Origin of the sequence: Falsigemmobacter intermedius (assembly GCF_004054105.1) — a bacterium.
Taxonomy (GTDB): domain Bacteria; phylum Pseudomonadota; class Alphaproteobacteria; order Rhodobacterales; family Rhodobacteraceae; genus Wagnerdoeblera; species Wagnerdoeblera intermedia.
Genome location: NZ_SBLC01000007.1, coordinates 33,069 through 58,428 on the forward strand (window position 1 = coordinate 33,069; position 25,360 = coordinate 58,428).

General features: G+C 63.0%; 27 protein-coding genes. 19 read left to right on the forward strand and 8 right to left on the reverse strand.

What is annotated here, in order from left to right; translation table 11 throughout:
• Positions 1-114 precede the first annotated feature (114 nt).
• Both dapD and EP867_RS06450 read left to right on the forward strand, forming a co-directional pair.
• Positions 115-942, forward strand: a complete 828-nt coding sequence (gene dapD, locus EP867_RS06445) for a 2,3,4,5-tetrahydropyridine-2,6-dicarboxylate N-succinyltransferase (protein WP_128487388.1) — start codon at positions 115-117, stop codon at positions 940-942.
• Between the two features lie 164 nt (positions 943-1,106).
• Positions 1,107-1,439, forward strand: coding sequence for a hypothetical protein (locus tag EP867_RS06450; RefSeq protein ID WP_128487389.1), 333 nt, complete (start codon positions 1,107-1,109; stop codon positions 1,437-1,439).
• Here the strand turns inward: EP867_RS06450 and EP867_RS06455 are convergent, their stop codons facing one another.
• A complete protein-coding gene (locus EP867_RS06455) occupies positions 1,440-2,387 on the reverse strand; it encodes a hypothetical protein (protein WP_128487390.1) in 948 nt (315 codons plus the stop codon). It abuts the gene before it with no gap.
• 227 nt (positions 2,388-2,614) lie between these two features.
• Between EP867_RS06455 and dapE the strand changes: the two genes are divergently transcribed.
• The 3 genes from dapE to EP867_RS06470 all read left to right on the forward strand — a co-directional run bounded on the left by dapE (position 2,615) and on the right by EP867_RS06470 (position 4,798).
• On the forward strand, positions 2,615-3,787 hold the full coding sequence (gene dapE, locus EP867_RS06460; RefSeq protein ID WP_128487391.1) for a succinyl-diaminopimelate desuccinylase: 1,173 nt from the start codon (positions 2,615-2,617) through the stop codon (positions 3,785-3,787).
• Complete coding sequence (locus EP867_RS06465; protein ID WP_128487392.1) at positions 3,784-4,206, forward strand: GNAT family N-acetyltransferase; 423 nt, start codon at positions 3,784-3,786, stop codon at positions 4,204-4,206. The genes dapE and EP867_RS06465 overlap by 4 nt, the downstream gene beginning before the upstream one ends.
• A 79-nt stretch (positions 4,207-4,285) precedes the next feature.
• Positions 4,286-4,798, forward strand: coding sequence for a CoxG family protein (locus tag EP867_RS06470; protein WP_128487393.1), 513 nt, complete (start codon positions 4,286-4,288; stop codon positions 4,796-4,798).
• Here EP867_RS06470 and EP867_RS06475 read toward each other — a convergent pair.
• Complete coding sequence (locus tag EP867_RS06475; RefSeq protein WP_128487394.1) at positions 4,791-5,381, reverse strand: DNA-3-methyladenine glycosylase I; 591 nt, start codon at positions 5,379-5,381, stop codon at positions 4,791-4,793. The genes EP867_RS06470 and EP867_RS06475 overlap by 8 nt on opposite strands.
• A 119-nt stretch (positions 5,382-5,500) precedes the next feature.
• On the opposite strand from EP867_RS06475, the gene EP867_RS06480 reads away from it, so the two are divergent.
• The 6 genes from EP867_RS06480 (at position 5,501) to EP867_RS06505 (ending at position 11,343) form a co-directional block, all read left to right on the forward strand.
• Positions 5,501-6,349, forward strand: coding sequence for an EAL domain-containing protein (locus EP867_RS06480; RefSeq protein ID WP_128487395.1), 849 nt, complete (start codon positions 5,501-5,503; stop codon positions 6,347-6,349).
• 159 nt (positions 6,350-6,508) lie between these two features.
• Positions 6,509-7,681 carry an acetyl-CoA C-acetyltransferase gene (locus tag EP867_RS06485; protein WP_128487396.1) on the forward strand — a complete coding sequence of 391 codons (1,173 nt, stop codon included), beginning with the start codon at positions 6,509-6,511 and terminating at the stop codon, positions 7,679-7,681.
• A gap of 95 nt (positions 7,682-7,776) precedes the next feature.
• Positions 7,777-8,499 (forward strand): acetoacetyl-CoA reductase, encoded by a 723-nt coding sequence (phbB, locus tag EP867_RS06490; protein ID WP_128487397.1) that lies wholly within the window; start codon positions 7,777-7,779, stop codon positions 8,497-8,499.
• 206 nt (positions 8,500-8,705) lie between these two features.
• The gene (locus EP867_RS06495; protein WP_128487398.1) at positions 8,706-9,722 is read left to right on the forward strand and encodes an ABC transporter substrate-binding protein; all 1,017 of its coding nucleotides are present in this window, start codon (positions 8,706-8,708) and stop codon (positions 9,720-9,722) included.
• Between the two features lie 68 nt (positions 9,723-9,790).
• Positions 9,791-10,582, forward strand: coding sequence for an ABC transporter ATP-binding protein (locus EP867_RS06500; RefSeq protein ID WP_128487399.1), 792 nt, complete (start codon positions 9,791-9,793; stop codon positions 10,580-10,582).
• Complete coding sequence (locus tag EP867_RS06505) at positions 10,582-11,343, forward strand: ABC transporter permease (protein WP_128487400.1); 762 nt, start codon at positions 10,582-10,584, stop codon at positions 11,341-11,343. Before EP867_RS06500 ends, EP867_RS06505 begins: the two co-directional genes overlap by 1 nt.
• An 84-nt stretch (positions 11,344-11,427) precedes the next feature.
• Here the strand turns inward: EP867_RS06505 and EP867_RS06510 are convergent, their stop codons facing one another.
• The 3 genes from EP867_RS06510 to EP867_RS06520 all read right to left on the reverse strand — a co-directional run bounded on the left by EP867_RS06510 (position 11,428) and on the right by EP867_RS06520 (position 14,104).
• Positions 11,428-12,774: a glutamate--cysteine ligase gene (locus tag EP867_RS06510; RefSeq protein WP_128487401.1), complete on the reverse strand. Its 1,347-nt coding sequence runs from the start codon at positions 12,772-12,774 to the stop codon at positions 11,428-11,430.
• A 76-nt stretch (positions 12,775-12,850) separates the two neighbouring features.
• Positions 12,851-13,372 carry a hypothetical protein gene (locus EP867_RS06515; RefSeq protein WP_128487402.1) on the reverse strand — a complete coding sequence of 174 codons (522 nt, stop codon included), beginning with the start codon at positions 13,370-13,372 and terminating at the stop codon, positions 12,851-12,853.
• Positions 13,373-13,375: 3 nt separating this feature from the next.
• Complete coding sequence (locus EP867_RS06520) at positions 13,376-14,104, reverse strand: 16S rRNA (uracil(1498)-N(3))-methyltransferase (protein ID WP_128487403.1); 729 nt, start codon at positions 14,102-14,104, stop codon at positions 13,376-13,378.
• 12 nt (positions 14,105-14,116) lie between these two features.
• Between EP867_RS06520 and ubiA the strand changes: the two genes are divergently transcribed.
• From ubiA to EP867_RS06535, 3 genes are read left to right on the forward strand one after another with little or no spacing between them, the layout of a single operon-like run.
• The gene (gene ubiA / locus EP867_RS06525) at positions 14,117-15,100 is read left to right on the forward strand and encodes a 4-hydroxybenzoate octaprenyltransferase (RefSeq protein ID WP_128487404.1); all 984 of its coding nucleotides are present in this window, start codon (positions 14,117-14,119) and stop codon (positions 15,098-15,100) included.
• A gap of 40 nt (positions 15,101-15,140) precedes the next feature.
• A complete protein-coding gene (locus EP867_RS06530; protein ID WP_128487405.1) occupies positions 15,141-17,366 on the forward strand; it encodes an OmpA family protein in 2,226 nt (741 codons plus the stop codon).
• Between the two features lie 11 nt (positions 17,367-17,377).
• Positions 17,378-17,692, forward strand: coding sequence for a hypothetical protein (locus tag EP867_RS06535; RefSeq protein WP_128487406.1), 315 nt, complete (start codon positions 17,378-17,380; stop codon positions 17,690-17,692).
• Positions 17,693-17,710: 18 nt separating this feature from the next.
• Here the strand turns inward: EP867_RS06535 and EP867_RS06540 are convergent, their stop codons facing one another.
• The gene (locus EP867_RS06540; protein WP_128487407.1) at positions 17,711-18,169 is read right to left on the reverse strand and encodes an Lrp/AsnC family transcriptional regulator; all 459 of its coding nucleotides are present in this window, start codon (positions 18,167-18,169) and stop codon (positions 17,711-17,713) included.
• 33 nt (positions 18,170-18,202) lie between these two features.
• Positions 18,203-18,667 carry an Lrp/AsnC family transcriptional regulator gene (locus tag EP867_RS06545; protein WP_128487408.1) on the reverse strand — a complete coding sequence of 155 codons (465 nt, stop codon included), beginning with the start codon at positions 18,665-18,667 and terminating at the stop codon, positions 18,203-18,205.
• Between the two features lie 122 nt (positions 18,668-18,789).
• On the opposite strand from EP867_RS06545, the gene ilvC reads away from it, so the two are divergent.
• Together ilvC and EP867_RS06555 are read left to right on the forward strand one after the other, a co-directional pair.
• Positions 18,790-19,812 carry a ketol-acid reductoisomerase gene (ilvC, locus tag EP867_RS06550; protein ID WP_128487409.1) on the forward strand — a complete coding sequence of 341 codons (1,023 nt, stop codon included), beginning with the start codon at positions 18,790-18,792 and terminating at the stop codon, positions 19,810-19,812.
• Positions 19,813-20,009: 197 nt separating this feature from the next.
• Positions 20,010-21,323, forward strand: coding sequence for an MFS transporter (locus EP867_RS06555; protein WP_128487410.1), 1,314 nt, complete (start codon positions 20,010-20,012; stop codon positions 21,321-21,323).
• Positions 21,324-21,431: 108 nt separating this feature from the next.
• Here EP867_RS06555 and EP867_RS06560 read toward each other — a convergent pair whose 3' ends face one another.
• The gene (locus tag EP867_RS06560; RefSeq protein WP_128487411.1) at positions 21,432-22,565 is read right to left on the reverse strand and encodes an acyl-CoA dehydrogenase family protein; all 1,134 of its coding nucleotides are present in this window, start codon (positions 22,563-22,565) and stop codon (positions 21,432-21,434) included.
• Between the two features lie 118 nt (positions 22,566-22,683).
• Between EP867_RS06560 and EP867_RS06565 the strand changes: the two genes are divergently transcribed.
• From EP867_RS06565 to EP867_RS06575, 3 genes are all read left to right on the forward strand, one after another.
• Positions 22,684-23,325, forward strand: coding sequence for a TetR/AcrR family transcriptional regulator (locus tag EP867_RS06565; RefSeq protein ID WP_128487412.1), 642 nt, complete (start codon positions 22,684-22,686; stop codon positions 23,323-23,325).
• A gap of 76 nt (positions 23,326-23,401) precedes the next feature.
• Positions 23,402-24,163: an SDR family NAD(P)-dependent oxidoreductase gene (locus EP867_RS06570; RefSeq protein WP_128487413.1), complete on the forward strand. Its 762-nt coding sequence runs from the start codon at positions 23,402-23,404 to the stop codon at positions 24,161-24,163.
• Positions 24,160-25,359 carry an acyl-CoA dehydrogenase family protein gene (locus EP867_RS06575; RefSeq protein ID WP_128487414.1) on the forward strand — a complete coding sequence of 400 codons (1,200 nt, stop codon included), beginning with the start codon at positions 24,160-24,162 and terminating at the stop codon, positions 25,357-25,359. The genes EP867_RS06570 and EP867_RS06575 overlap by 4 nt, the downstream gene beginning before the upstream one ends.
• Position 25,360 lies beyond the last annotated feature (1 nt).

Below are 25,360 nucleotides of genomic sequence, written 5' to 3' on the forward strand. Positions count from 1 at the left end.
AACATTGCGGCTCGTAATGGTTACAATGCCGTGAAGCCCGCTGAGCGATTGCACCAGGGCGTCCCGCCGCCTATAGCGAAGGCGGATGACCCTCTGACCGACAGGATAATGCGCATGTCCAACGCCGCACTTGAGACCGCCATCGAAGCCGCATGGGACGCCCGTGACACGCTGAACCCCGCCTCAAAAGGTGAAGCCCGTGACGCTATTGAAGCCACGCTTGAGGCGCTCGACAATGGTTCGCTGCGCGTGGCAGAGCGTCAGGCAGACGGCAACTGGCATGTGAACCAATGGGCCAAAAAGGCCGTGCTCCTGGGCTTCCGCATCAAAGACATGGAGCCGCTGACCGGTGGTCCGCAGGACAGCTTCTTCTGGGACAAGGTCGACACCAAGTTCAAAGGCTGGGGTGAGAACCGCTGGAAAGAAGCAGGTTTCCGCGCCGTCCCCGGTGCGATCGTGCGCCGCTCGGCCCATATCGGCAAAGGGGTGGTCCTGATGCCGTCCTTCGTGAACCTGGGCGCTTTCGTCGATGAAGGCACCATGGTCGACACCTGGGCCACCGTCGGCTCCTGCGCGCAGATCGGCAAAAACGTGCATCTTTCGGGCGGCGTCGGCATCGGCGGTGTGCTCGAGCCGATGCAGGCCGGCCCGACCATCATTGAAGACAACTGCTTCATCGGCGCGCGCTCGGAAGTGGTTGAGGGCTGCATCATCCGCGAAGGCTCGGTCCTTGGCATGGGTGTGTTCATCGGCAAATCGACCAAAATCCTTGATCGCGAAACCGGCGAAGTCTTCTACGGCGAAGTGCCCGCAGGCTCGGTGGTGGTCTCAGGCTCAATGCCCTCGAAGAACGGCGTAAATCTCTACTGCGCGGTCATCGTGAAGCGCGTCGACGCGCAGACGCGCTCGAAAACCTCGATCAACGAACTGCTGCGCGACTGATCATCCGCCCCGCCCCGGGCTTTGGCTTTTTCCAAATACTCCCGGGCGGGGTCCGGGGAGGGCAGGCAGCCCTCCCCGGCTTTGCCACAGCTGCGCGGCCTGCCGCCTTGCCGCTCCGGCCCCGTCTTGCTACATCTGCGCGCCATTCAACCCGGAGAGCCGTCATGACCACCGAAGCCAAACCGCGCCGTCCGCAGCAGGTGCATACCCTTCTGGTCGAAGTCGGCCGCAAGCCCGGCGACGGGCTGCCGAAGAACGCCACCGGCGCGGCCCTTTTGTGCTATGCCTCCGGCGTGGAAGAGGCTGAGGCCGTGCGGGAGACCGTGGCCATCCTGCAGCAGGCGGATCTCTCCGTGCTGGAAGTCACCGGCCAGGGCACCCGCGAAGAGCGCGAAGCCGGTGGCGAAAAAATCGATCCCGAAGAACTGGAACTGATGGAACGGGCCCTGGCCGAGAATTCGGTCGTGGTCGCCGTCATCACGCCCTTCTTCGACTGATCACACCGCCCTGCGGCAGCCGGTCAGATCCGCAACCGGCTGCGGCAGATGGCCCTCAGGGTCCGCGACCGCCAGCATATAGCCGCCCACTGAGAGCAGCGCCGGGCGATCCGTCACCGGCACCGCCATCAGCGCCACCCGCGAGGGTCCGCTGAACCGCCGCGCCTCAGCCATGGCCGCCGCGCTGAGGAGCCCCCCCGCAACGGAGATCTGCGCCCGCGGGCCGATCAGCAGATCACGCCCCTCTGCCCCCGGCACGCGCAGCGGCGAGAAAGCGAACCCTGCCGGCACCTCAGCAAGCTGCATTTCGGCCAGACGCAGTTCGCGCCCGGAAATATCCAGAACCGCATCCCCGGCCATCAGGGCAGCCGCAGGCACAAGCCCCCCGGGGGTCTGCAAAAAGCTGTTGCCCGCAATGGCCGCACCGCGACCGATCTGCTCAGGCCCCGGTCGCCCCGGAGAGGCCCGGCGCAGCCCGGCCGTCTGCACAAAACGGCAATCCCCCAGCGCACCGACCAGGGCCGCGCCCAGTGCCGGAGGCATCGAAAGCGCCCCCGTCCCGATCGCCACCGGCGCCAGCAGCCGCCCCGTCGCATCGCAGATCGACAGACGCCAGCGCCCCGCCGGAGCCTCATCCCCGCCACCGATGAACGAGAAGGTCAGCTCAGCGCTGCCGGGATGGCTGTAAAGCTCTGCCGCAAGAACGTGGCGCAGCACATGACCGCCCGCGCCGCGCAGACGCAGCACCACGCCGACATCCTGACCCGCAATCACCGCCGCACTCAGTGCCCGCCCCTGATGCAGCACCCGCGCATCCGCCAGCACGGTGGCCACCCGCGGGATCCCCCGCAAAGCCACACTCAGCGCGCCGGTGCGTAAAGGCTGCGTGCCTGTCACGGCCTCAGGTGCATCGCCCGTCAGAGCGATCCATGCAGTTGCCTGCATCATTAGTCTGCCCTCCCTCTGAACGGGCAGAGCCATGTCCGGCTGGTCTCGTCATGCTCTCTGCCTCACCGGCGCCTCAGGGCGCTCTCTTGCAGGCAGTCTTGCGCCACATTGCCTCTCTGTCATGCCTTCTGCGGGCCACCCCGCAAGGAATGCCGTCAGGGTTGCAGCTTTACCACAGGCCCCGGCAGGGCTATCCCGGTGCAAAGAGTCTGCCACGGGAGCCCGCCATGACCGCCGCGTCCACCGCCCTGCCCTTTGACCCCTCAGATCCCGTTGCGCTGACCCAGGCGCTCGTGCGCTGCCCGACCGTCACCCCGGCCGAGGGCGGCGCGCTGGTGCTGCTGGAACAGATCCTCTCAGAGGCAGGCTTCAGCTGCACCCGGGTGGACCGCGCGGGCGTGCCGAACCTCTTTGCGCGCTGGGGCGCGAAGGGCGATCCGAAAACCTTTGGCTTCAACGGGCACACCGATGTGGTGCCGGTCGGCAATATCGACGACTGGAGCGTCGATCCCTTCGGCGGTGAGATCAAAGACGGCAAGCTCTGGGGCCGGGGCGCCTGCGACATGAAATCGGGCGTGGCGGCCTTCGCCGCTGCCGCGATCGATTTCGTGCGCGACACGCCGCCTGAGGGCGCGGTGATCCTGACCATCACCGGCGACGAAGAGGCCGTCTCAACCGATGGCACCGTGGCGCTTCTGGACTGGATGCGCGATGAGGGCGAGCAGATGACCGACTGCATCGTCGGCGAGCCGACCTGCCCGGAAGAGATGGGCGATATGATCAAGATCGGCCGCCGCGGGGCGCTCTCGGCCTATTTCACCGCCCGCGGCACTCAGGGCCATTCGGCCTATCCGCATCTGGCGCGCAACCCGCTCAACGGCATGGCGCTGCTGATGAGCCGCCTTGCGGTGCATGAGCTGGATCAGGGCAATGAGCATTTCGGCCCCTCGACCCTTGCGATCACCACCATCGACACGGGCAATCCGGCGGCCAATGTGATCCCGGCCAGCTGCAAAGCCACGGTGAACATCCGCTTCAACACCTGCCACACCGGCGAAAGCCTGACGAAATGGCTCGAAGCCGAAGCCGCCAAAGCCGGGGCTGAGACGGGGGTGGAGATATCGGTGCAGGTCCGGATCGGCGGCGACTGCTTCCTGACGCCCCCCGGCGCGCTTTCCTCCATGGTCTCCCGCGCGGTCCAGGCCGAAACCAACCGCACGCCGGTGCTCTCGACCTCGGGCGGGACGTCGGATGCGCGCTTCATCAAAGATCACTGCCCGGTGGTGGAATTTGGCCTCGTCGGCAAGACGCTGCATAAGGTCGACGAGCACGTTGAAGTGGCGCATATCCACCAGCTGAAGGCCGTCTATACCCGCATCCTGCGTGATTATTTCGCATGAGCCTGAAGGTTGAGGTCACCACGGACCTGGAACTCTGTTTCGCGCTGCGCCGCAGGGTTTTCATCGAAGAGCAGAATGTGCCCGAAGAGGAAGAATGGGATGCGCTCGACGCCGTCGCCATCCATCTTCTGATGACGCATGAGGGCCGCCCCGTCGGCACCGCACGGCTGATCATCGACGGCGAGGCCGGCAAGATCGGCCGCGTCTGCGTGCTCAGCGACATGCGCGGCACCGGCGCGGGGGCGGCTCTGATGCGCTTTGCCATCGGGCATCTGGCGGCCCGGGGCGATCTGACGAAACTGAAGCTCTCGGCTCAGACCTATGCCATCGGCTTTTACGAAAAGCTGGGGTTTAGCGCATACGGGCCCGAATATGACGACGCAGGCATTGCGCACCGCGACATGGTGCTCAGCCTCTGACGACTGCTGCCCCGGGGAAACTGCTTGCTCCGGGGCGGCGTGGCCCTATTCTTCCGTCAACTCAGGAGGAGGGCCCGAGATGGAAATGAAAGATACCCGTGAAATTGCCGCGCCGCCCGCAGAGGTCTGGCAGGCACTTTTCAACCCCGAAGTTCTGAAAGCCTGCGTGCCCGGCTGCGAGGAACTCACCGGCTCACCCGAGGAGGGGTTTGAGGCGGTGGTGGTCCAGAAAGTCGGTCCCGTGAAAGCGAAATTCACCGGGCTGGTGAAGATGTCCGACATCGTTGAAGGGGTCAGCTGCACCCTCTCCGGCGAGGGCAAGGGCGGCGCTGCGGGTTTTGCCAAGGGCGCCGCGCGTGTGACCCTGACCCCGGCAGGCGAAGGGACGCTGCTGAGCTATGAGGTTGACGCCAATGTCGGCGGCAAGCTGGCGCAGCTTGGCAGCCGTATCATCGACAGCTTTGCCGCCAAGCTTGCGGAGGAGTTCTTCAACCGCTTCCAGGAAGCCATTGAAGGCCCTGCCGAGCCACCGCCCGAAGGCGAAGCCGGCGAGACCGCAAAAAAAGGCTGGTTCAAGCGTCTGGTCAGCTGAGCTTCTGCGGCCCGCCCAGGGCCGCAACCCGGTCATAGGCCAGACAGGTCGTCAGATGGTCATTGACCAGACCCGCTGCCTGCATGAAGGCGTAAGTGATTGTCGGCCCGCAGAATTTAAATCCTTCGCGCTTCAAAGCCTTCGACAGCGCGAGGGAGGTTTCGGTCTGCGCAGGCGCCCTGGCACCGGGTTGCAGACCGTTTTGCAGCGGCACGCCCTGCGTGAAACTCCAGATGAAGCCGGCAAAGCCGCCAGGCGCGGCCTCAAGACGCAGAAAGCTTTCTGCGGCGCGGATCGTCGCTTCGATCTTTCCGCGGTGGCGAATGATGTCGGGGTTTTGCAGCAGCTCCGCCACTTCCGCCTCTCCCCAGGTGGCAACGATCCGGGGATCAAAACCGGCAAAAGCCTTCCGAAACCCCTCGCGCCGCCGCAGAATGGTGATCCAGGACAGACCGGCCTGAAACCCCTCGAGCATCAAAAGCTCCCACAGGGTGCGGCCATCGGTGACCGGAACGCCCCATTCCTCATCGTGGTAGCGGATATAAAGCGGGTCCGTCCCGCACCAGGCACAGCGCGTCTGCATTCCAAGATCCCCTCCCGAAGCTCCCGGAAAATTAGCGCAATTAGAACAAAATGGGAAACTTAAACGGGAATTAAGCTCCCCGTGGCAGGCTGCCCGCAGATGCCCGAGAGGAGGCCCGCATGACACATCCCAAGCCCCCCCGGCCTGAGGGCTTTTCAGATCCGCTGACCTCTGCCATCACGCTGCGCGATCGTGAAGTGCTCGATATGGTCGATCAGGCCCTGAGAGAGGGGCGCACGGCCCTGGCCTTTCAGCCCGTTGTTCTTGCCCGCGACAAAGGCCGGGTGGCCTTTTATGAGGGGCTGATTCGCATCCTCGACACCTCAGGGCGCATCATCCCGGCGCGGGAATTCATCACCGCCGTTGAAACCCGCGAAACCGGCAGGCTGATCGACTGCGCGGCCCTGACCCATGGCCTGACGATCCTGCAGCGGGTCCCGGACCTGCGGCTCTCGATCAATATGTCCGCCCGCTCCATCGGTTACGGGCGTTGGATGAACACCCTGCATCAGGGGCTGAAGCAGGATGACACCCTGGCCGAGCGGCTGATTCTCGAAATCACCGAAAGCTCCGCCATGATGATGCCTGAGGTGGTAAGCGCCTTCATGGATGAGCTTCACGGCCTGGGCATCGCCTTCGCCCTGGATGATTTTGGCGCGGGCTATACCGCCTTTCGCTATTTCCGCGAGTTCTTCTTCGACATGGTGAAGATCGACGGGCAGTTCATCCGCAATGTCGCCTCCAATCCCGACAATCAGGTGCTGACGCGCGCCCTGACCTCCATCGGGCAGCATTTTGATATGCTTGTGGTGGCGGAAGCCGTCGAAAGTCAGGCCGATGCCGACTGGCTGGCAAGCCTTGGGGTCGACTGTATGCAGGGCTATCACTTCGCCGCTCCGATGCTGCAGCCTGACTGGCTGCCGCGCCCTGAGGCTCAGGCCAGGCGGGGGCGGGCGGCGGCGGGCTGACCTGCGGCCATTTGTCTTGCTCTTCCCTGTTCGGCGTCTTAGCCATAACGCACAGCACCCCGTCGCCCTGCGGCGGGGCTGAGTCCGGGCGTATTTTGCCCGACGGACCGGCAGGAGGGGGCAGGTCCCCGTCCCCGCCCCACTCAGGGAAGGAAGCCCATGACCAAAGTTGTTATTGTATCCGCAGCCCGTACCCCGGTTGGCAGCTTCAACGGCGCGTTCGCCCAGACCCCCGCGCATGACCTTGGCGCCATTGTGCTTGAGGCCATCTGTGCCCGCGCGGGCATTGACAGGGCTGAGGTCTCTGAGACCATCCTCGGCCAGGTGCTGACCGCAGGCCAGGGCCAGAACCCGGCACGCCAGGCGCATATCAAAGCGGGGCTGCCGCAGGAAAGCTCGGCCTGGTCGATTAACCAGGTCTGCGGATCGGGCCTGCGCGCCGTGGCCATTGCGGCACAGCACATCGCGCTTGGGGATGCTGAAATTGTGGCCGCCGGTGGCCAGGAAAACATGTCGCTCTCCCCCCATGTCGCGCATCTGCGCGCGGGCCAGAAGATGGGCGATCTGAATTTCATCGATTCGATGATCAAAGACGGCCTCTGGGATGCTTTCAACGGCTACCACATGGGCCAGACCGCTGAGAACGTTGCCAATAAATGGCAGATCTCCCGCGAGGAGCAGGACATCTTCGCCGTTGCCAGCCAGAACAAGGCTGAGGCCGCGCAGAAGGCCGGTAAATTCGCCGATGAGATCGTTCCGGTGACCCTGAAAACCCGCAAGGGCGAAACCGTGGTCAGCGCGGATGAATACATCCGCCACGGTGCCACCCTTGAAGCCATGTCCGGCCTGCGCCCGGCCTTTACCAAAGACGGCTCGGTGACGGCGGCAAATGCCTCCGGCATCAATGACGGCGCGGCCGCGGTTCTGCTGATGTCAGAGGCTGAGGCCGAAAAACGCGGGCTGAAGATCCTGGCGCGCATCGCCTCCTATGCGACGGCCGGTCTGGACCCGGCGATCATGGGCGTGGGCCCCGTCCATGCCAGCCGCAAAGCGCTGAGCAAAGCGGGCTGGGGCGTGCAGGATCTCGACCTTGTCGAGGCCAATGAGGCCTTTGCCGCCCAGGCCTGTGCGGTCAACAAAGAGATGGGCTGGGATCCGTCGATTGTGAACGTCAACGGGGGTGCCATTGCCATCGGCCATCCGATCGGGGCGTCGGGCGCGCGGGTTCTCAACACCCTCCTTTTCGAAATGCAGCGCCGCGATGCCAAACGCGCATTGGCCACCCTCTGCATTGGCGGCGGCATGGGCGTTGCCATGTGCCTCGAACGCTGAGGTATTTCCGCAGAGCATGTGCGCAATATAGTTGCGCGCATGATTCTTGCGTAGTAACAAAACCAAAAGACATATAATTTCTGTGAGGAGGATTCATGTCGAGAGTCGCACTGGTCACCGGTGGAACCCGCGGCATTGGCGCTGCCATTTCTAAGGCGCTGAAAGCAGCCGGTTATACCGTCGCGGCGAACTATGCCGGCAATGATGAGGCCGCCCGTGGCTTCACCGCCGACACCGGCATTCCGACCTGGAAATGGGACGTCTCGGATTATGAGGCCTCAAAGGCCGGGATCGCGGCCATCGAAGCCGAGCTCGGCCCGATTGATATCGTGGTGGCCAATGCGGGCATCACCCGCGATGCACCCTTCCACAAAATGACCCACGCGCAGTGGAAAGAAGTGGTCGACACCAACCTGAACGGCGTTTTCAACACGGTTCATCCGGTCTGGGCCGGTATGCGTGAGCGCCGCTTCGGCCGTGTTGTGGTGATCTCCTCGATCAACGGACAAAAAGGTCAGTTCGGTCAGGTAAACTATGCCGCAACCAAAGCGGGCGATCTGGGGATCGTGAAAAGCCTCGCGCAGGAAGGCGCGCGCAATGGCATCACCGCCAATGCGATCTGCCCGGGCTATATCGCCACGGAAATGGTGATGGCCATGCCCGAGAAAGCGCGCGAAAGCATCGCCGCACAGATCCCCACCGGCCGCCTGGGCGAGCCGGAGGAAATCGCGCGCTGCGTGACCTTCCTCGTGGCAGAGGACTCGGCCTTCATCAACGGCTCGACCATCACTGCAAACGGCGGCCAGTTCTTCGTTTGAAATGGAAGACCTGGTGGAGAAAGCCGGCTCGCGGGCCGGCTTTCTTTTATGCGGCGCACTTATTTTTTGCCCAATACGGCGGCAATAAAATCAATGTTGCTTAAATTCGGGCAATTCGGTCAGACTTGCCGCACAAAAATAAGACAAATGGCTGCCCCTCTCTTCGGCACATGCCAGGCTGGCCTAAGTCCAACCGGAGGAAACTGATGCTTCAACGTGCTTTGAAAGTCGCGGCGCTTGGTCTGTCGCTCTCGGGCCTGACGGCGGGTGTCGCCGCGGCGGAAACGGCGATCAACTTTGCGCTCGACTGGAAATTTGAGGGGCCTGCCGCGCCCTGGTTTGCTGCGGTCGACAATGGCCACTTCGGCGCTGAGGGGCTGAAGGTGGAAATCCAGGCGGGCCAGGGCTCGCTTGATGCGATTCCGAAGGTGGCAACCGGCGCGTTTCAGTTCGGCTTTGCCGATATGAACTCGATCGCAAAGTTTCTCGATCAAAACCCCGGCGCACCGATCACCGCGGTGATGATTGTCTATGACAAACCCGCTGCCGCCATCGTGGGCCGCAAGTCCCAGGGCATCAATGAACTGAAAGATCTTGAGGGCAAAATCCTCGGCGCGCCGCCGCCGGATGGCGCCTGGTCGCAGTTTCCGGCGCTGGCCAGTGCCAATGGTCTGGATGTCAGCAAGATCACCGTCGAGCCGGTGGGCTTCCCCACCCGTGAGCCGATGCTGGCGGAAGGCAAAGTTGATGCCGTCACCGGCTTCTCCTTCACCAGCTTCCTGAACACCCGCCGCCTCGGCGTTCCGGCCGAAGATCTGAACGTCATGCTGATGGCCGATTACGGCGTGCATTATTACGGCAACGCCGTGATCGTGAACACCGACTTCGCAAAGGCCAATGAAGCGGCGGTCACCGGATTTATCAAAGCCGCTGCAAAGGGTTGGCAGGATGCTGCCAAAGACCCGAAAAAGGCGGTGGAGGGGATGATCCCGCGCACCCCGGCCTCGGATGTTGAGCTGGAGACCGAGCGGCTGGAGCTGGCTTTGCGTGATGTGGTTGTGACCGATTACGTCAAAGCCAATGGCATGGGCGGCATTGATGCCGACCGCTATGCGAAGTCGATTGAGCAGCTCAAAGAGATCTATGAGTTCAAAAACGCGCCGACGCCTGAGCTTTACTACACAGACGCTTATCTGCCCAAAGACGGCAGCCTGAAGTTCTGATTGCACGCACACCCCGGCGGCGACTTGCCCGTGCCGGGGTGTATTCTGTCTATGGGGGGCGGTCCGACGTGGCTGATCTTGTTGAAATTAAGGGCGTAACGCATGCCTACCGGACGCCTGCAGGGGCGCTGCCGGTATTGCGTGATCTGAATATTGCGATCCCTGAGGGGAAATTCTGCGCCGTTGTGGGGCCTTCGGGCTGTGGAAAATCCACGCTGACGCGGCTGATTGCCGGGCTGATGAAGCCTGATCAGGGCGAAGTCTGGCTGCATGGCGAGCGGGTGAAAACACCGCGCAAGACCGTGGGCATGGCTTTTCAAAATCCCGTCATGCTGGAATGGCGCACGATTTTGGAAAACGTAATGCTGCCGCTGGAGATTGTGGCCCCGTCCATGCCGAAGGCGCAGCGCGAAGAGCGGGCGAGGAAGCTTCTGGCGCTGGTGGGTCTTTCCGGGTTTGAAGCCAAGCGGCCGAGCCAGCTTTCCGGCGGTATGCGCCAGCGCGCGAGCCTTTGCCGCGCCATCGTGCATAAGCCGGAAGTCCTCATCATGGATGAACCCTTCGGCGCGCTTGATGCCTTTACCCGTGAGGATCTGTGGCAATTGATGCATAAGCTGCGCGCAGAGGAGCCGTTTACCGCCCTGCTGATCACCCATGATCTGCGCGAGAGTGTCTATCTCGCCGATGAGATTATCGTGCTCTCGGACCGTCCGGCGCATGTGCAATACCGCATGCAGGTGGATTATCCGATCAACCCGCGCCCGATTTCCATGCTGTATGAGGCGAAGAGCATCGAGCGCCTGGCCATTCTGCGCGACCAGATTGAGATTGCCCAGGGCCGCAACGGGGGGGCGCATTGATGCAGGCATTTCGCAAGGCGGCTCCGCCGCTGCTGGCCCTACTGGTCATCATCGCCTTCTGGGAATGGCTGGTCTGGTTCAAAGGCTGGCCGGATTACAAAATGGCCTCGCCCTCGGATCTCTGGCCGGCGTATCAGCGCTATGGGCATCTGTTTCTGACCATGGGCTGGGACACGCTCTGGCGCACGGTGGCGGGCCTGCTGCTGGCGGTGCTCTTTGGCACCTTCCTTGGCATGATCATGGGATTTTCGCGCATCATGCGCGAGGCGCTTTACCCGATCCTGGTGGGCTTTAACGCCATCCCGAAAGCCTCTGTGGTGCCGGTCATTGCGCTGATCTTTGTGGGTCAGCATGATTTCAACACCATCCTGATCGCCTTTATGATCTCGTTTTTCCCGATTGCAGTCTCGGTCTCGATCGGGCTGTCGACGCTGGAGCCGGAATACCGCGATATTCTGCGTGCGCTCGGGGCAAGTCGGTTTACGATTTTCCGCAAGATCGCGCTGCCGAAGACTCTGCCGGAGTTCTTTGGCGCACTGAAGGTGGCGGTGACGCTGGCCTTTATCGGCACCAACCTCATGGAGATTGTGGAGCCGCATGGGCGCGGTCTGGGGGCGCTGTTTGACAGCGGTAAGATCAATGCGGATTACCCGCTGATGTTCGCGGTGCTGCTGGCGCTGGCCTTCCTGGGAATCGTGCTTTTCTACGTCGTGGTGGTGCTGGAGAAGATCTTCGCAGGCTGGGCCGATCGCGGGCAGTAAGCGCGGGGGCAGGCAAACAAAAAGCGGGGGCCACGGCCCCCGCACCCCCGTCTGAAGGGGCAGCGCCCCTTCAGGCTTCCCCGATCACAGGCTTGTTGCGCTGTAGATCGGGGTCAGGTCTTTCATCCATTCCGTATCATAGGCGCGCAGCAGGCGGTCGGCCTGGACCTCGCCTTTGGCGGCATCCGCATCGAGGATGTCGAGGAAGCGTTCTTCCGCAAGGCCGCGGGCCTGCAGGCCCTGACGCGAAAGTTTCAGCGTTTCCCGGGCGAGATCGAGCAGGCGGATGCCATCGGCTTCGCCCTGAAGCGCCTTCTCAGAAGCGGCGACCCGCAGGCCTTCGCGCGTGTCCGCAGAGAGGCCTTTGACAAGATCCCAGGCAGCATCGAGTGCGCCCTGGTCATACATCAGCCCGACCCAGAAGGCCGGAAGCGCGCTGAGATGGGCCTGAGAGCCCGCATCTGCGCCGCGCATTTCGATATATTTCTTCACCCGGGCTTCGGGGAAAACGGTGGTGAGGTGGTCAGCCCAGTCCGAGAGCGTCGGCACTTCGCCCGGCATGGCGGGGAGTTTGCCTTTCAGGAAATCCCGGAAGCTCTGGCCGCGGGCGTCGATGTAATTGCCGTCGCGGTAGACAAAATACATCGGCACATCGAGGACCCAGTCGGCATAGGCTTCAAAGCCAAAGCCCTCATCGAAGACGAAGGGCAGCATACCGGTGCGCGAATTATCAAGTCCGCGCCAGATCCGCGAACGCCAGGATTTGTGGCCGTTGGGCCTGCCGTCAAAGAAAGGCGACGAAGCAAAGAGCGCGGTTGCCACCGGCTGCAGCGCCAGCGCCACGCGCATCTTTTTGACCATATCGGCCTCTGACCCGAAGTCGAGGTTCACCTGGACGGTCGAGGTGCGATACATCATCTGGGTGCCGTGCGTGCCCACGCGCCCCATATATTCGGTCATCAGGCGGTAGCGGCCCTTGGGCATTACCGGCATTTCGTCATGCGACCACTCAGGCGCGGCCCCAAGGCTCATATAGCGGATGCCAAGGGGGCCTGCGACGGCCTCAACCTCGGTGAGGTGGTTTTGCAGCTCTGCCTCTGTCTCAACGACCGATGCGAGAGGCGCGCCGGAGAGTTCCAGCTGGCCACCGGGTTCGAGCGAGATATTCGCGCCGTCGCGGTGCAGCCCGATCAGTTCCCCCGCCTCAAGGACCGGGGTCCAGTTGAAGCGGTCGCGCAGCCCTTCGAGCACGGCTTTCACTGAGGCCTGGCCCGCGTAGGGAACGGGCTTACGGGTCGCGGTCAGCCAGCCGAATTTCTCATGCTCGGTCCCGATACGCCAGGCGTCGCGCGGTTTGGAGCCCGATTCCATCAGTTCGGCAAGTTGCTCCGGACGTTCAATCGGCCCGCCGCCGGACTGAGGAATAGACATGCAGGTCTCCGCCTTTAAACTGGTTTGGGATGAGAAGTGTCCCCTGGGCGGAGCCAAGTCAAGTCCGCCACAGGGATTAGAGACGGGGCCGGAAGGGAAGCAGAATGGCGCTTTCGGCCAGCCAGAGAACGACAATATCCTCTTCTGAGGCGAGGGCAGAGATCAGCTTTGCGCCATCAAGCCCCGGAAGTGCCGTCAGCGCGCCGAAAAGCTGTCCGGCGCCTGCGGCATCAACAGGGACGCTGAGGCGGTTTCCGGCCTCATCTGACAAAAGCCAGACCCGCTGGCCGCCCTCCGTCTTCAACCCCACGCGGCTGAGATCAGAAAGCGCCAGAAAGCCGCCGCCAGAAGGCCCGAACCAGGCAATCTGGCCCTCCAGCACCTCAACCGCGCCGGGGCCATCGGCTTCGCCGCTAAAGCGCAGCCGCTGAAAGGCATCGCGTGCCAGCACGGCGCCCAGAAGCGCCAGACCGATGCCAAAGCCCGCCAACAGCCAGCCGCCCCGTGTGCCGATCCACAACCCGCAGAGCACCAGTGCAAGCGCCGCGCCCACCCCGGACCAGCGCGACAGAAATGCCTGAGCCTCGGGGCGGATCATGGCTTACGCTCCGGTCCAGTCGCCAAGCTCAGCCTGCCAGAGGCTGAGCGCGGCGACCGCAGCCGTATCGGCCCGCAGGATGCGCGGCCCGAGCGAAACGGGGGTGACAAAGGGAAGCGCGGCCAGCTTTGCCTGTTCCGCCGGGGAGAAGCCGCCTTCCGGGCCGATCAGAATGGCCCAGGGCCCGCGCTCCAGCCCCTTAAGGCTGTGCACAGAGCCCACGCGGGCCTCATCGCACCAAAGGATGCGGCGCGACGGATCCCAGGAGGCCAGGAGTTTCGAGAGCGGCTGAAGATCAGCCACTTCCGGCACATAGGTCCCGCCGCATTGCTCGGCGGCTTCCAGGGCGTGCGCCTGCAGGCGGTCCTGACGCAGACGTTCGGAATTGGTGAAATCCGTCTGCACCGGCAGGATCCGGGCCGCGCCCATCTCGGTCGCTTTTTCGACGATGAAATCGGTGCGGGCCTTTTTGATCGGCGCAAACAGAAGCCACAGATCGGGCGGCAGCTGCACGGGGCGGGTCTGCTCAACAACGATCAGCGCGCCCCCGCGTTTGGAGGCCTGGGTGACTTCGGCCACCCATTCGCCGTCGCGGCCATTGAAGGCCAGAATGCGGTCGCCCGGCGCAAGCCGCATGACCGCGAAAAGATAATTGGCCTGATCGCGGTCGGGCGCGAGCAGTTGCCCCGGAGCGAGAGGCTGGTCTAGATGGAGGCGGACCTTGGGTGTCATGAGGACAGGTGTATGACCGGAGCCGCGAAATTGCCAGAGGCGGAAGGCCGCGTTGCCGATGCCCCCAGCGACAACTGGGTGGATCGTTATGCCCCGGCGCCCTGGCGTCCCTATCTGCGTCTTTCGCGGGCCGACCGCCCGATCGGAACCTGGCTTTTGCTGCTGCCCTGCTGGTGGGCGATTGCGCTGGCGGCTGCCGCAGGCCGACCCACTCTCTGGGATCTCTGGCTCGCGGCCGGATGTACGATCGGCGCCTTCGTGATGCGGGGGGCTGGCTGCACCTGGAACGATATTACCGACCGTAATTTCGACGGCCAGGTGGCGCGCACCCGCTCGCGTCCGATCCCTTCGGGACAGGTCAGCGTGAAACAGGCGGTGGTCTGGATGGTGGCTCAGGCTCTTCTGGGCTTTCTGGTGCTCATCACGCTGCCACCGCTGGCGATTGCGCTGGGGGTCGGCTCACTGGCACTGGTTGCGATCTATCCCTTCGCCAAGCGGTTCACCTGGTGGCCGCAGCTGTTTCTGGGCCTTGCCTTTAACTGGGGCGCATTGCTGGCCTGGGCTGCGCATGACAATTCCATCGGCTGGCCGGCGGTGCTGCTTTGGGTGGCGGGCATTTTCTGGACGCTGTTTTATGACACCATCTATGCCCATCAGGACAAAGAGGATGACGCGCTGATCGGCGTCAAATCCACCGCGCGGCTCTTTGCGGAGAACACCGGTCGCTGGCTCTTCGGGTTCCAGATTGCGGCGGTGCTGCTGCTCAGCGCCGCAGTGCTGCTGGCGCTCCTCCCGGCCGGGGCATCGGTTGCGGCCGTTGTGGTGGCGCTGGCCGGGGTCTGGCTCTTTGCCGGGCATCTCACCTGGCAGCTTTCACGGCTGGAAACGGAAAATACCGACCTTTGCCTCAGGCTCTTTAAATCCAACCGCGATGCGGGGCTGATTCTTGCGCTGTTTCTTGCCGGTGCGGCGCTGGCCGCATTGATCCCGGGTTGAGCGCCCCCTACCAAGAGGTCTTCCAAGCCGGGAACATCGGATGCAGCGCCGCAAAGTTTTACTGACCCTCGCCGCCTTTCTCTTCGCCGCCGCATTTTCGCTGGTGATGGCGACGTTTGTGGGCGGTGCTTTGGAAAGCCGCTCTGAGCGGCATTCGCAGCGCGCATTGAACAACGCAGGTTTTGACTGGGTCGAAGCCTCTGCTGACGGGCTTCTGGTCACGCTCACCGGCACCGCCCCGACGGAGGCGATGCGCTTTCGCGCCGCCAAGGTGGTCGCGGATACCGTCGGCGCCAGCCGGGTGATCGACCGGATGGAAGTGACGCCGGCCCGGGCGCTGACCGCGCCGCATTTCTCGCTGGAGCTGCTGCGCAACGACGATGGCGTTTCAATCATCGGCCTCGTGCCCGCCGCCTGGGAGGGGGAGGACTTCGTGACCGCCGCCGACGGGCTGAGCGGGCAGGAGCTGACCAATATGATCGAAACCGCCGATTTCCCCGCCCCCGAGGGCTGGGATCAGGCGATCACCTTCGGCTTTGAGGCCCTCAAGACCCTGCCGCGCTCTAAGATTTCGATCTCGGCCACCCAGGTGAAAATCACCGCCATTGCCGACAGCCCCGATCAGAAAGCCGGGTTTGAGCGGGCGCTGAACCGCGTCCGTCCCCGGGGCCTGAATATCGTCACCGAGATTTCCGCCCCCCGCCCCGTGATCACCCCCTTCACCCTGCGCTTCGTGATCGAAGAGGGCGCCGCACGTTTTGATGCCTGCGCCGCCGATTCTGAACGCGCGCGCGCCCGTATTCTGAGCGCTGCGCGTCAGGCCGGGATCGAAGGCAGCCCCGGCTGCGTGATCGGTCTTGGCACCCCTTCGCCCCGCTGGGCGGATGCGGCGGTGCAGTCCATCGCGGCCCTGGCAAAGCTGGGCGCGGGCTCAATCACCATGTCGGACGTCGACCTGACGCTGATCGCGGACAGCAGCGTGTTGCAGAGCGAATTTGACCGCGTTGTCGGTGAACTGACCACTGCGCTGCCGGATGTCTTCTCCCTGAAGGCCACCCTGACCCCGCGAGAGCAGCGCGCCGAAGGCCCGGCCCAGTTCACCGGCGTCCTGACGGCGGAGGGTAAGGTGCAACTGCGCGGGCGCCTTGCGGATGACCGGATGAAAACCGTGGTTGAAGCCTTTGCCCGTGCGCGGTTCGGGGCCGAAAACGTCTATATTGCCACCCGCCAGGAAGACACTCTGCCTCACGGATGGGGGCTGCGGGTCCTGGCCGGGCTTGCAGCGCTTTCAGAACTGAACAGTGGCGGGCTTCTGGTTGAGCCGGAGCTTGTCGCCGTGAAGGGCGAGACGGGAAACCAGGGCGCAAGGGCCGAAATCTCGCGGCTTTTGTCAAACCGCCTTGGCCAGGGGGCCGAGTTCCGGGTCGATGTCACCTATAACGAACGCCTTGACCCAACCAGGGGTCTGCCCTCAGCCCATGACTGCCTGAAGTTTGCCGAAACCATCCTCGGTGCCCGTCAGATCAAATTCGCCCCCGGCTCTAAGACGCTGGAAGGCGATTCGCTGAAAATCGTCGAAGATCTGGCCGCTGCCCTGAAAGACTGCCGCGAGGTGCAGCTTGAGATCGGCGGTCACACCGATTCCCAGGGCCGCGCCGAAAGCAATCTGGCGCTGTCGCAGGAACGCGCCGATGCGGTTTTGCAAAAACTTGCCGAGCTTGGGACCGATGTCAGCGAGATGAGCGCACGCGGCTATGGCGCGTCGCAGCCCCTGGCCGACAATGGGACCGAAGCAGGCCGCGATGCCAACCGCCGCATCGCGGTGAAGCTGCTCAATGAAATTGAGACCCGCCCCAGTCTGCGCGATCTGCTGCGTGAGATTGAACCGGAAGACGACGGCGAGGCCCTGCCCGATGCCACCACCGGCGATGAAGATGCAGAGCTGATCCCCGAGGGCGAAGAGCCGATGGGCGAGGCCGGGGATCTGGAAGTCGGCAGCGACGGCGAACTCCCCCCTACGGAAGAGGTCCCTGCCCCCGCGCCCCCGGCTGAGCCGGAAACAGAGCCAGCGACCCAGCCTGCCTCGGAGGCCGCTTCGGAAGATCCGGCGGATCCCGCCCCTGAGGCTGACAGGGAGGCTGACACGGAGACCGGTACCGGGGCCGCCCCTGAAGCCGGCACCGAAACTGCCCCTGAAGCGGTTGACGATGGCCTCTGGACGCCGCACCCTGACGTGGAAAACCTGCGCCCGCGCCCGCGCATATAAGGAGAGCCCAGATGAACCGCACCGAGCTGATTATCGGGATGGCCGTCATTCTTTTCGTCTCCTTCGCGCTGGGCTGGTTCGCCTATTGGCTGATGCAGCGCTTTACCCGCGTGCCGGGCGAAGAGACCGGAGAGCTGGAACGCCTGGCCCAGGCGCTGCATGAAGCCGAAGAAACCCGCGACGAGGCCATTCTTTATCTGCAGGAGCGCGAGGCAGAACTCGCCAACCGCATCGCTCAGACCGAAGCCGAACTGCGCGCCGCGATGGACGGGCTGCGCCAGGCCCGTCAGGAAGCGGCCTCTCTGCGCGGCGTCGCAACGCCCTGAAGGCAGAACGGGGCGGCCTCAGCCGATCGGGCCGGGGCGCTCCTCTTCCGACAAAAGCACATTGGCCTCAACCTGCCCCACCCCGGGCAGCGTCATGATGCGGCGGCGCAAAACCCGTTCAAAATCAGCAATATCCCGGGCGACCACACGCAGGCGATAATCAAAGAGCCCCAGCACATGCTGGACCACCTGAACCTCAGGAATGGCCTTCACCGCGCGCTCAAAATCTTCAATGCTGACGCGCCCCTTGGTGGCCAGCTTGACGCCCAGAAAGACCGTCACCCCAAAGCCAAGCGCCGCGCGGTCGACATCCAGCCGCCGCCCGCGGATCACACCGGCCTCTTCCAGCCGCCGGATACGCCGCCAGGCCGCGGGCTGGCTGATCCCCAGGGCTTTCCCCATCGCACCCGCCGCCGTCGTGGCGTCCCGCGCCAGCATTGCCAGCAAGGCCCGGTCGATCTCATCCAGATCCGTCATCTCTTCGCCCTTTCCCCGGCCCCGAACGCGGCGTCAGATTGGCAACGCCGTCTCATCCTTCAGCGTCGCAACCAGCATCAGCGCCTCAATATCCGAGATATGCGGCAGGCTGAGGATCCGGCTGCGATAGACTTCGGCATAATGCGCCATATCGCGGGCAATCACGTTCAGCCGCAGATCAACACGCCCCAGAAAGGTCTCGATCCGCACCACTTCCGGCACCAGCCGCGCAGCGTCGATGAACTCATCAAAAGCCCGCGGATGGGTCTTATCGAGGTTAAAGCGCAGGGACACCTCGACCTCATAGCCCATGGCGCGCCAGTCGATCACCGCACGCGGCACCCCCACGACGCCGGCCGCCCGCAGCCGGTCCAGCCTGCGCCAGCAGGTCGCCGTGGTCACCCCGGCCCGAGCCGCAAGATCGGCCGTGGTCATCTCAGGATCCGCCAGCAACTGGCGTAGAATCCTGCGGTCCGTGTCATCGATCTGAATAGTCATCTCAACAAAATATCAAAAAAAGAATAAATAATCCATCACAGCCGCAATCTTTGCGAAGTTTGCGATCACCTTTCGGGAAATGCCGTTAAATTAGCCGCAACAGACCCGGAAAGGATGCGGATATGCGCGTTTATTACGATCGCGATTGCGATGTGAACCTGATCAAAGACAAAAAAGTGGCCATCCTCGGCTACGGCTCGCAGGGCCACGCCCATGCGCTGAACCTGCGCGATTCGGGTGCAAAAAACCTCGTCGTCGCTCTGCGCGAAGGTTCGGCCTCGGCAAAGAAAGCCGAAGCAGAAGGCCTGAAAGTCATGGGCATCGCCGAAGCGGCTGCCTGGTGCGACGTCATCATGTTCACCATGCCTGACGAGCTGCAGGCTGACACCTACAAGAAATACGTCCACGACAACCTGCGCGAAGGCTCGGCAATCGCTTTCGCGCACGGCCTGAACGTGCACTTCGGCCTGATCGAGCCGAAAGCCGGCGTTGACGTCATCATGATGGCTCCGAAAGGCCCGGGCCACACCGTGCGCGGCGAATACACCAAAGGCGGCGGCGTGCCCTGCCTCGTGGCTGTTCACCAGGACGCAACCGGCAAAGCGCTGGAAATCGGTCTGTCCTACTGCTCCGCCATCGGCGGCGGCCGCTCGGGCATCATCGAGACCAACTTCCGCGAAGAATGCGAAACCGACCTCTTCGGTGAGCAGGCTGTTCTCTGCGGCGGTCTGGTTGAACTGATCCGCTGCGGCTTTGAAACCCTGGTCGAAGCCGGCTACGCTCCGGAAATGGCCTATTTCGAGTGCCTGCACGAAGTGAAACTGATCGTCGACCTGATCTATGAAGGCGGCATCGCCAACATGGACTACTCGATCTCGAACACCGCAGAATACGGCCAATATGTTACCGGCCCGCGCATTCTGAAGTACGAAGAGACCAAAGCCCGCATGAAAGAAGTCCTCACGGACATCCAGCAGGGCAAATTCGTCCGCGACTTCATGCTCGAGAACGCTGTCGGCCAGCCGACCATCAAAGCCTCGCGCCGCGCCAACGACGAGCATCTGATCGAACAGACCGGTGCGAAACTGCGCGAAATGATGCCCTGGATCTCCAAAGGCAAAATGGTCGACAAAGCCCGCAACTGATCGCGGCTTTTCAATCTGCACAGGAACCGGGCGGGGAACTCCCCGCCCGGTTTGCATTTTAAGCACAAGCCATGCAACTACTGCATATCTGACGCCCGCGACATTCTTTCATCTTTCAACCCTTTGCCCCGACGGTTACCCGGTCACCAGGCGCTTCAATTTCAAAAACTGAAGCCATAACGAAATAAAATTACCCGGTGACCAAAGTGTCTTCTCAAAGCTCTCCCGCCGGTGCCCAAAAGGCAGCGCCGCGGAAAAACTCCCCCGCTCAGGTGCTCTCAGCCTCGCTGATCGGCACCACGATCGAATTTTTCGACTTCTACGCCTATGCCACGGCAGCCGTTCTGGTCTTCCCGGTGCTCTTCTTCCCCGGAAGCGACCCGATGACCGCGCTGCTTGCAAGCTTCGCAACCTTCTCGATCGCCTTCTTCGCCCGCCCCTTCGGCGCGCTGGTCTTTGGCCACTTCGGTGACCGCGTGGGTCGCAAGGCCACCCTGGTGGCCGCACTCCTCACCATGGGCATCTCCACGATCATCATCGGCCTGCTGCCGACCTATGAACAGATCGGCGTGGCAGCCCCGCTGCTGCTGGCACTCTGCCGCTTTGGTCAGGGCTTCGGTCTGGGCGGCGAATGGGGCGGGGCAGTGCTCCTTGCCACCGAAAACGCGCCTGAGGGCAAACGCTCCTGGTATGGCATGTTCCCGCAACTCGGCGCGCCGGTGGGCCTGTTCCTGTCGTCGGGCTTCTTCTGGATCCTGCTGCACGTCATCGACGAAGAGGCTTTCCTCTCCTGGGGCTGGCGCCTGCCCTTCCTTGCCTCGATCCTGCTGATCGGCCTTGGCCTCTGGGTCCGCCTCTCCATCACAGAGACCCCGGAATTTGCGGATGCCCTGAAGAAAAAAGAGCGCGTGAAGGTCCCGGCAGCGGAAGTTTTCAGCAAATACAAGATGACCCTCTTCCTCGGCACCTTTGCCGCCCTGGTCACCTTTGTGCTCTTCTACATCTGCACCGCATGGCTTCTGTCTTATAACGTCAAAGTTGTGGGCATCCCCTTCAAAGACGCGCTTCTCGTGCAGATCTTCGGCTCGGTGATCTTCGGGATCGGCATCATCCTCGCCGGAAAAGTCGCTGACAAAACCGGCCGCTATGCCTTCCTGATCGCCGTGACCGCCGCCATCGGCCTCTTCTCCTTTGCGCTTGCGCCGCTGATGACGCCGGGCACGGATGGCGCGCTGAACATCTACCCCTTCGTCACCATCGGCATGTTCCTGATGGGCCTGACCTATGGGGTGATCGGCGCCACCCTCGCGGCCCCCTTCCCGGCCTCGGTGCGCTACACCGGCTCCTCGATGACCTTTAACTTCGCAGGCATCTTCGGCGCCTCGCTTGCCCCCTATGCCGCCACATGGCTGCAGGCGAATTACGGCATGGCGCATGTTGGCTACTACCTGCTTGCCTCTGCCGTGATCACGCTTCTCTGCGTGCTGGCTCTGGGCAAAAACAAAGTCTGATCCGCCTCACGATCAGCAAAGGGGCGGCACCTTCCGGCGCCGCCCCTTTGTCTTTGGCTTTTCTTAAATACTCAAAAAAACCCGTCCCGCAGCGCCGGCCCGGCCGCTTCAGCTCTGAAGGCTGCGCGCAATCACCATCCGCTGGATATCCGAAGTGCCCTCATAAATCTGCGTGATCCGCACATCACGCCAGATGCGCTCGACGGGAAAGTCTTTGGTATAGCCATAGCCGCCAAAGATCTGGATCGCATCCGAGCAGACCTTCTCTGCCATCTCCGAAGCAAAGAGCTTCGCCTGTGAGGCCTCGACCAGCGCGGGCGCTCCGCTGTCTTTCACCGCCGCCGCATGCAGAACCATCTGCCGCGCCACGGCGACCTGAGTGGCCATATCCGCCAGCCGGAAGGCCACCGCCTGATGGCCGATCAGCTTTTTGCCCATCGATTCGCGCTCATTGGCATAATCCACCGCTGCCTCCAGCGCCGCGCGGGCCATGCCCACCGACTGCGCCGCAATACCGATCCGGCCCCCCTCCAGATTGGCCAGCGCGATCTTATAGCCCTCACCCTCCGCACCGAGCATATTGCCTTCAGGCACCACCAGATCCTCCAGCGCGATCTGCGCGGTATCCGACAGATGCTGCCCGATCTTTCGCTCGATCGAGGCCACGCGCCATCCGGGCGTCGCCGTCTCAACGATGAAGGCCGAAATCCCCTTCTTCCCGGCATCCGGGTCAGTCACGGCAAAGACAATCGCCACATCGGCATTCTGCCCGCTCGTGATAAACTGCTTCACGCCGTTCAGCTTCCAGCCGCCCTCCACCCGCACCGCGCGACAGCGCAGCGCCGAGGCATCCGATCCGGCATGCGGCTCAGTCAGACAAAAGGCCCCCAGCCATTCCCCGCTGGCCATGCGGCGCAGATAGGTCTCTTTCTGCGCCTCGGTGCCAAAGCGCAAAATCGGCACACAGCCCACCGAATTATGCACCGACATGATGGTGGAAAGCCCGCCGGCCCCGGCCGCAATCTCTTCAATCGCCAGCGCATAGGCCACAGTATCGGTAAAAGTCCCGCCCCAGGCTTCCGGCACCAGCATGCCCATCAGCCCCAATTCCCCCATCTCACGCAGAACCTCTGCGGGGAAATGATGCGTCTCATCCCAGGCCGCCGCCTGCGGGGCCAGACGCTCCGCCGCAAACCGGCGTGCCATATCGCGGATCAGGACCTGATCTTCAGACAGCAGCATGGTCTCTCCTCCCGTTGACGCATGATGTTCCCAGAGGTAATCTCTATACTGACAAGTAAGTTTATGACGCAAGAGTATCCGAAGGGTATCACTGCGCTCTCTCAGAAGCGAGATCACCTTGCCCCCTACCGCACGCCGCAGCGCAAGCCCCTCTCCCTGGACCAGCGCCGATGAACGCGAGCGTGAACGCGCCGCCAAACGCGAAGCCGTGCTGCGCACCGCCGCAAGGTTCTTCAACGAAAAGGGCTATCACGCCACCTCGCTCGATGATGTGGCCTCGGCGCTGAATGTCACAAAGCCGACGATCTATCATTACTTCGCCAATAAGGACGAAATCCTGATGGAATGCACCCGCCGCGGGCTGAATGCCCTAGCGCAATCCATGCGGGCCACGGACCAGGACGGCTTCACCGGCGCCGAGGCGCTTGAGGCGATGATGATGGCGCATGCCTTTGAGATGATGGATGATTTCGGGATCTGCGTGGCACGCACCCAGGACCATCTTCTCGCGCCGGAAAGCCGCAGCCAGTTCCGCGCCCTCAAGCGCGAGATCGATGCCCTGATCCGCCGGACCATCGCCCGCGGCATGGCCGACGGCTCACTTCAGGTGCCCGATGTCCGCATCGCCGCCTTCACCCTTGGCCTTGCGCTCAACTCTCTGGGCAGCTGGTTCCGCCCCGATGGTCCCATGGGCCGCGAAGAGACCGCGCGGCTGACGGTGGCCACACTTCTGAACGGAATTCGCAGCCGGAAGCCGTGATTTTTCACAGACCGTCTGTTCAAGTGATTTAAAATGTCTGACAATCTCATCAGACTATCCAGAGGAGGAATCATCCGTGATTATTGACGGACAGGCGGCAATCGTGACCGGCGGCGCTTCGGGCCTTGGCGGTGCCACGGCCGCGCGGCTGGCGAAGACCGGGGCGAAAGTGACCATTTTCGACATGAATGAGACCCTCGGTGCGGCGAAAGCGGCTGAGATCGGCGGTCACTTCATCAAGCTCAACGTCACCGATGAAAGCGCTGTGGAAGCCGCGATTGCCGAAGCCGAAGGGCTGCACGGCAAAGCCCGCATCCTGGTGAACTGCGCCGGCATCGGCCCGCCTGCCAAAGTGATTGACCGCGACGGCAAAGCCATCGCGCTGAAAGAATTCACCAAAATCATCGATGTGAATCTGGTGGGCAGCTTCAATGTGCTGTCGAAATTCGCAGCCGCCGTTCATACCGCGGATCTGATCGGCGAAGAGCGCGGGGTGATCATCAACACGGCCTCCGTCGCCGCCTTTGAGGGCCAGATCGGCCAGGCCGCCTATGCAGCCTCGAAAGGTGCCATTGTCGGCATGGCGCTGCCGATCGCACGCGAATTTGCCCGCTACGGCATCCGCGTCATGACCATCGCACCGGGTCTTTTCCTCACGCCGCTGCTGGCCTCGCTGCCGCAGGACGCTCAGGACAGCCTTGGCCGTCAGGTGCCCTTCCCGGCGCGTCTGGGCAATCCGGACGAATATGCGCAGCTCGCGCAGTCAATTGTTGAGAACCCGATGCTCAACGGTGAAGTAATCCGCCTCGACGGCGCAATCCGGATGGCCCCGAAATGAGCTACAGTGCTTACTCCCCCGAACGCAGCGGCATCTCAGACCGCGCCCTGGCTCTGGCCGATCAGGTCGAAGCCTTCGTGCGCGAAACCGTTGTGCCTTACGAAAAAGACAGCCGCCGCGACGACCACGGCCCGCTCGAAGAGCTGGTCGTTGAGATGCGCGCAAAGGCCAAAGCCGCAGGTCTGATCACGCCGCATATTCCGGGCGGCACCGGCCATCTGACGCAGCGCGAAACCGCTGCCGTGCTGATCCGCTCGGGCCTCTCGCCGCTGGGGCCGGTGGCGCTGAACACCACCGCGCCGGATGAGGGCAATATGTTCCTGCTGGGCAGAGTCGCCTCGCCGGAGCTGAAAGAGCGTTTCCTGAAGCCCATGGTCGCGGGCGATGCGCGCTCGGCCTTCTTTATGACCGAACCTGCGGATGAAAACGGCGCAGGCTCTGATCCCTCAATGATGCTGACGACCTGTGTGCAGGACGGCAATCACTGGGTGATCAACGGCCGCAAGACCCTGATCACCGGTGCGAATGGCGCGAAGGTCGGAATCGTCATGGCAAAGTCGGAAGAGGGGGCCTGTATGTTCCTCGTCGACCTGCCGAACCCGGCGATCAAGATCGAGCGCGTCCTCGATACCATCGACAGCTCGATGCCGGGGGGCCATTCGGTCATTCACATCGACAATCTGCGCGTGCCCGCCGATCAGATGCTCGGCCAAAGCGGTGAGGGCTTTAAATACGCCCAGGTCCGTCTGGCCCCGGCGCGGCTGTCTCACTGCATGCGCTGGCTGGGCGGCTGTATCCGCGCCCATGAGATCGCGGTGGATTACGCCTGCCGCCGCAAGGCCTTCGGCAAGCTGCTGATTGAGCATGAGGGCGTGGGCTTCATGCTGGCCGAAAACCTGCTGGATCTGAAGCAGGCGGAGCTGATGACCTATTGGTGCGCCGATATCCTCGACAGCGGGGCGGATGGCGGCACTGAAAGCTCGATGGCCAAGGTGGCGGTTTCCGAGGCGCTGATGCGCGTGGCCGACCGCTGCGTGCAGGTCATGGGCGGTCAGGGCGTTTCGCGCGATACCATCGTGGAGACGATCTTCCGCGAAATCCGCGCCTTCCGCATCTATGACGGCCCGACTGAGGTCCACAAATGGTCCCTGTCGCGCAAGCTGCGCCGCGAGTATCTGAAAGCGCACCAGGCCTGAC

Coding starts and splice junctions, on each gene's coding strand:
- EP867_RS06480 (WP_128487395.1), top strand. CDS start 5,501: ATGACACATCCCAAGCCCCCCCGGCCTGAGGGCTTTTCAGATCCGCTG.
- EP867_RS06455 (WP_128487390.1), bottom strand. CDS start 2,387: ATGATGCAGGCAACTGCATGGATCGCTCTGACGGGCGATGCACCTGAG.
- EP867_RS06450 (WP_128487389.1), top strand. CDS start 1,107: ATGACCACCGAAGCCAAACCGCGCCGTCCGCAGCAGGTGCATACCCTT.
- EP867_RS06530 (WP_128487405.1), top strand. CDS start 15,141: ATGCAGCGCCGCAAAGTTTTACTGACCCTCGCCGCCTTTCTCTTCGCC.
- EP867_RS06515 (WP_128487402.1), bottom strand. CDS start 13,372: ATGATCCGCCCCGAGGCTCAGGCATTTCTGTCGCGCTGGTCCGGGGTG.
- EP867_RS06475 (WP_128487394.1), bottom strand. CDS start 5,381: ATGCAGACGCGCTGTGCCTGGTGCGGGACGGACCCGCTTTATATCCGC.
- EP867_RS06540 (WP_128487407.1), bottom strand. CDS start 18,169: ATGACGGATCTGGATGAGATCGACCGGGCCTTGCTGGCAATGCTGGCG.
- EP867_RS06465 (WP_128487392.1), top strand. CDS start 3,784: ATGAGCCTGAAGGTTGAGGTCACCACGGACCTGGAACTCTGTTTCGCG.
- EP867_RS06505 (WP_128487400.1), top strand. CDS start 10,582: ATGCAGGCATTTCGCAAGGCGGCTCCGCCGCTGCTGGCCCTACTGGTC.
- EP867_RS06520 (WP_128487403.1), bottom strand. CDS start 14,104: ATGACACCCAAGGTCCGCCTCCATCTAGACCAGCCTCTCGCTCCGGGG.
- EP867_RS06560 (WP_128487411.1), bottom strand. CDS start 22,565: ATGCTGCTGTCTGAAGATCAGGTCCTGATCCGCGATATGGCACGCCGG.
- EP867_RS06495 (WP_128487398.1), top strand. CDS start 8,706: ATGCTTCAACGTGCTTTGAAAGTCGCGGCGCTTGGTCTGTCGCTCTCG.
- EP867_RS06535 (WP_128487406.1), top strand. CDS start 17,378: ATGAACCGCACCGAGCTGATTATCGGGATGGCCGTCATTCTTTTCGTC.
- phbB (WP_128487397.1), top strand. CDS start 7,777: ATGTCGAGAGTCGCACTGGTCACCGGTGGAACCCGCGGCATTGGCGCT.
- dapE (WP_128487391.1), top strand. CDS start 2,615: ATGACCGCCGCGTCCACCGCCCTGCCCTTTGACCCCTCAGATCCCGTT.
- EP867_RS06510 (WP_128487401.1), bottom strand. CDS start 12,774: ATGTCTATTCCTCAGTCCGGCGGCGGGCCGATTGAACGTCCGGAGCAA.
- ubiA (WP_128487404.1), top strand. CDS start 14,117: ATGACCGGAGCCGCGAAATTGCCAGAGGCGGAAGGCCGCGTTGCCGAT.
- EP867_RS06485 (WP_128487396.1), top strand. CDS start 6,509: ATGACCAAAGTTGTTATTGTATCCGCAGCCCGTACCCCGGTTGGCAGC.
- EP867_RS06575 (WP_128487414.1), top strand. CDS start 24,160: ATGAGCTACAGTGCTTACTCCCCCGAACGCAGCGGCATCTCAGACCGC.
- dapD (WP_128487388.1), top strand. CDS start 115: ATGTCCAACGCCGCACTTGAGACCGCCATCGAAGCCGCATGGGACGCC.
- EP867_RS06470 (WP_128487393.1), top strand. CDS start 4,286: ATGGAAATGAAAGATACCCGTGAAATTGCCGCGCCGCCCGCAGAGGTC.
- ilvC (WP_128487409.1), top strand. CDS start 18,790: ATGCGCGTTTATTACGATCGCGATTGCGATGTGAACCTGATCAAAGAC.
- EP867_RS06545 (WP_128487408.1), bottom strand. CDS start 18,667: ATGACTATTCAGATCGATGACACGGACCGCAGGATTCTACGCCAGTTG.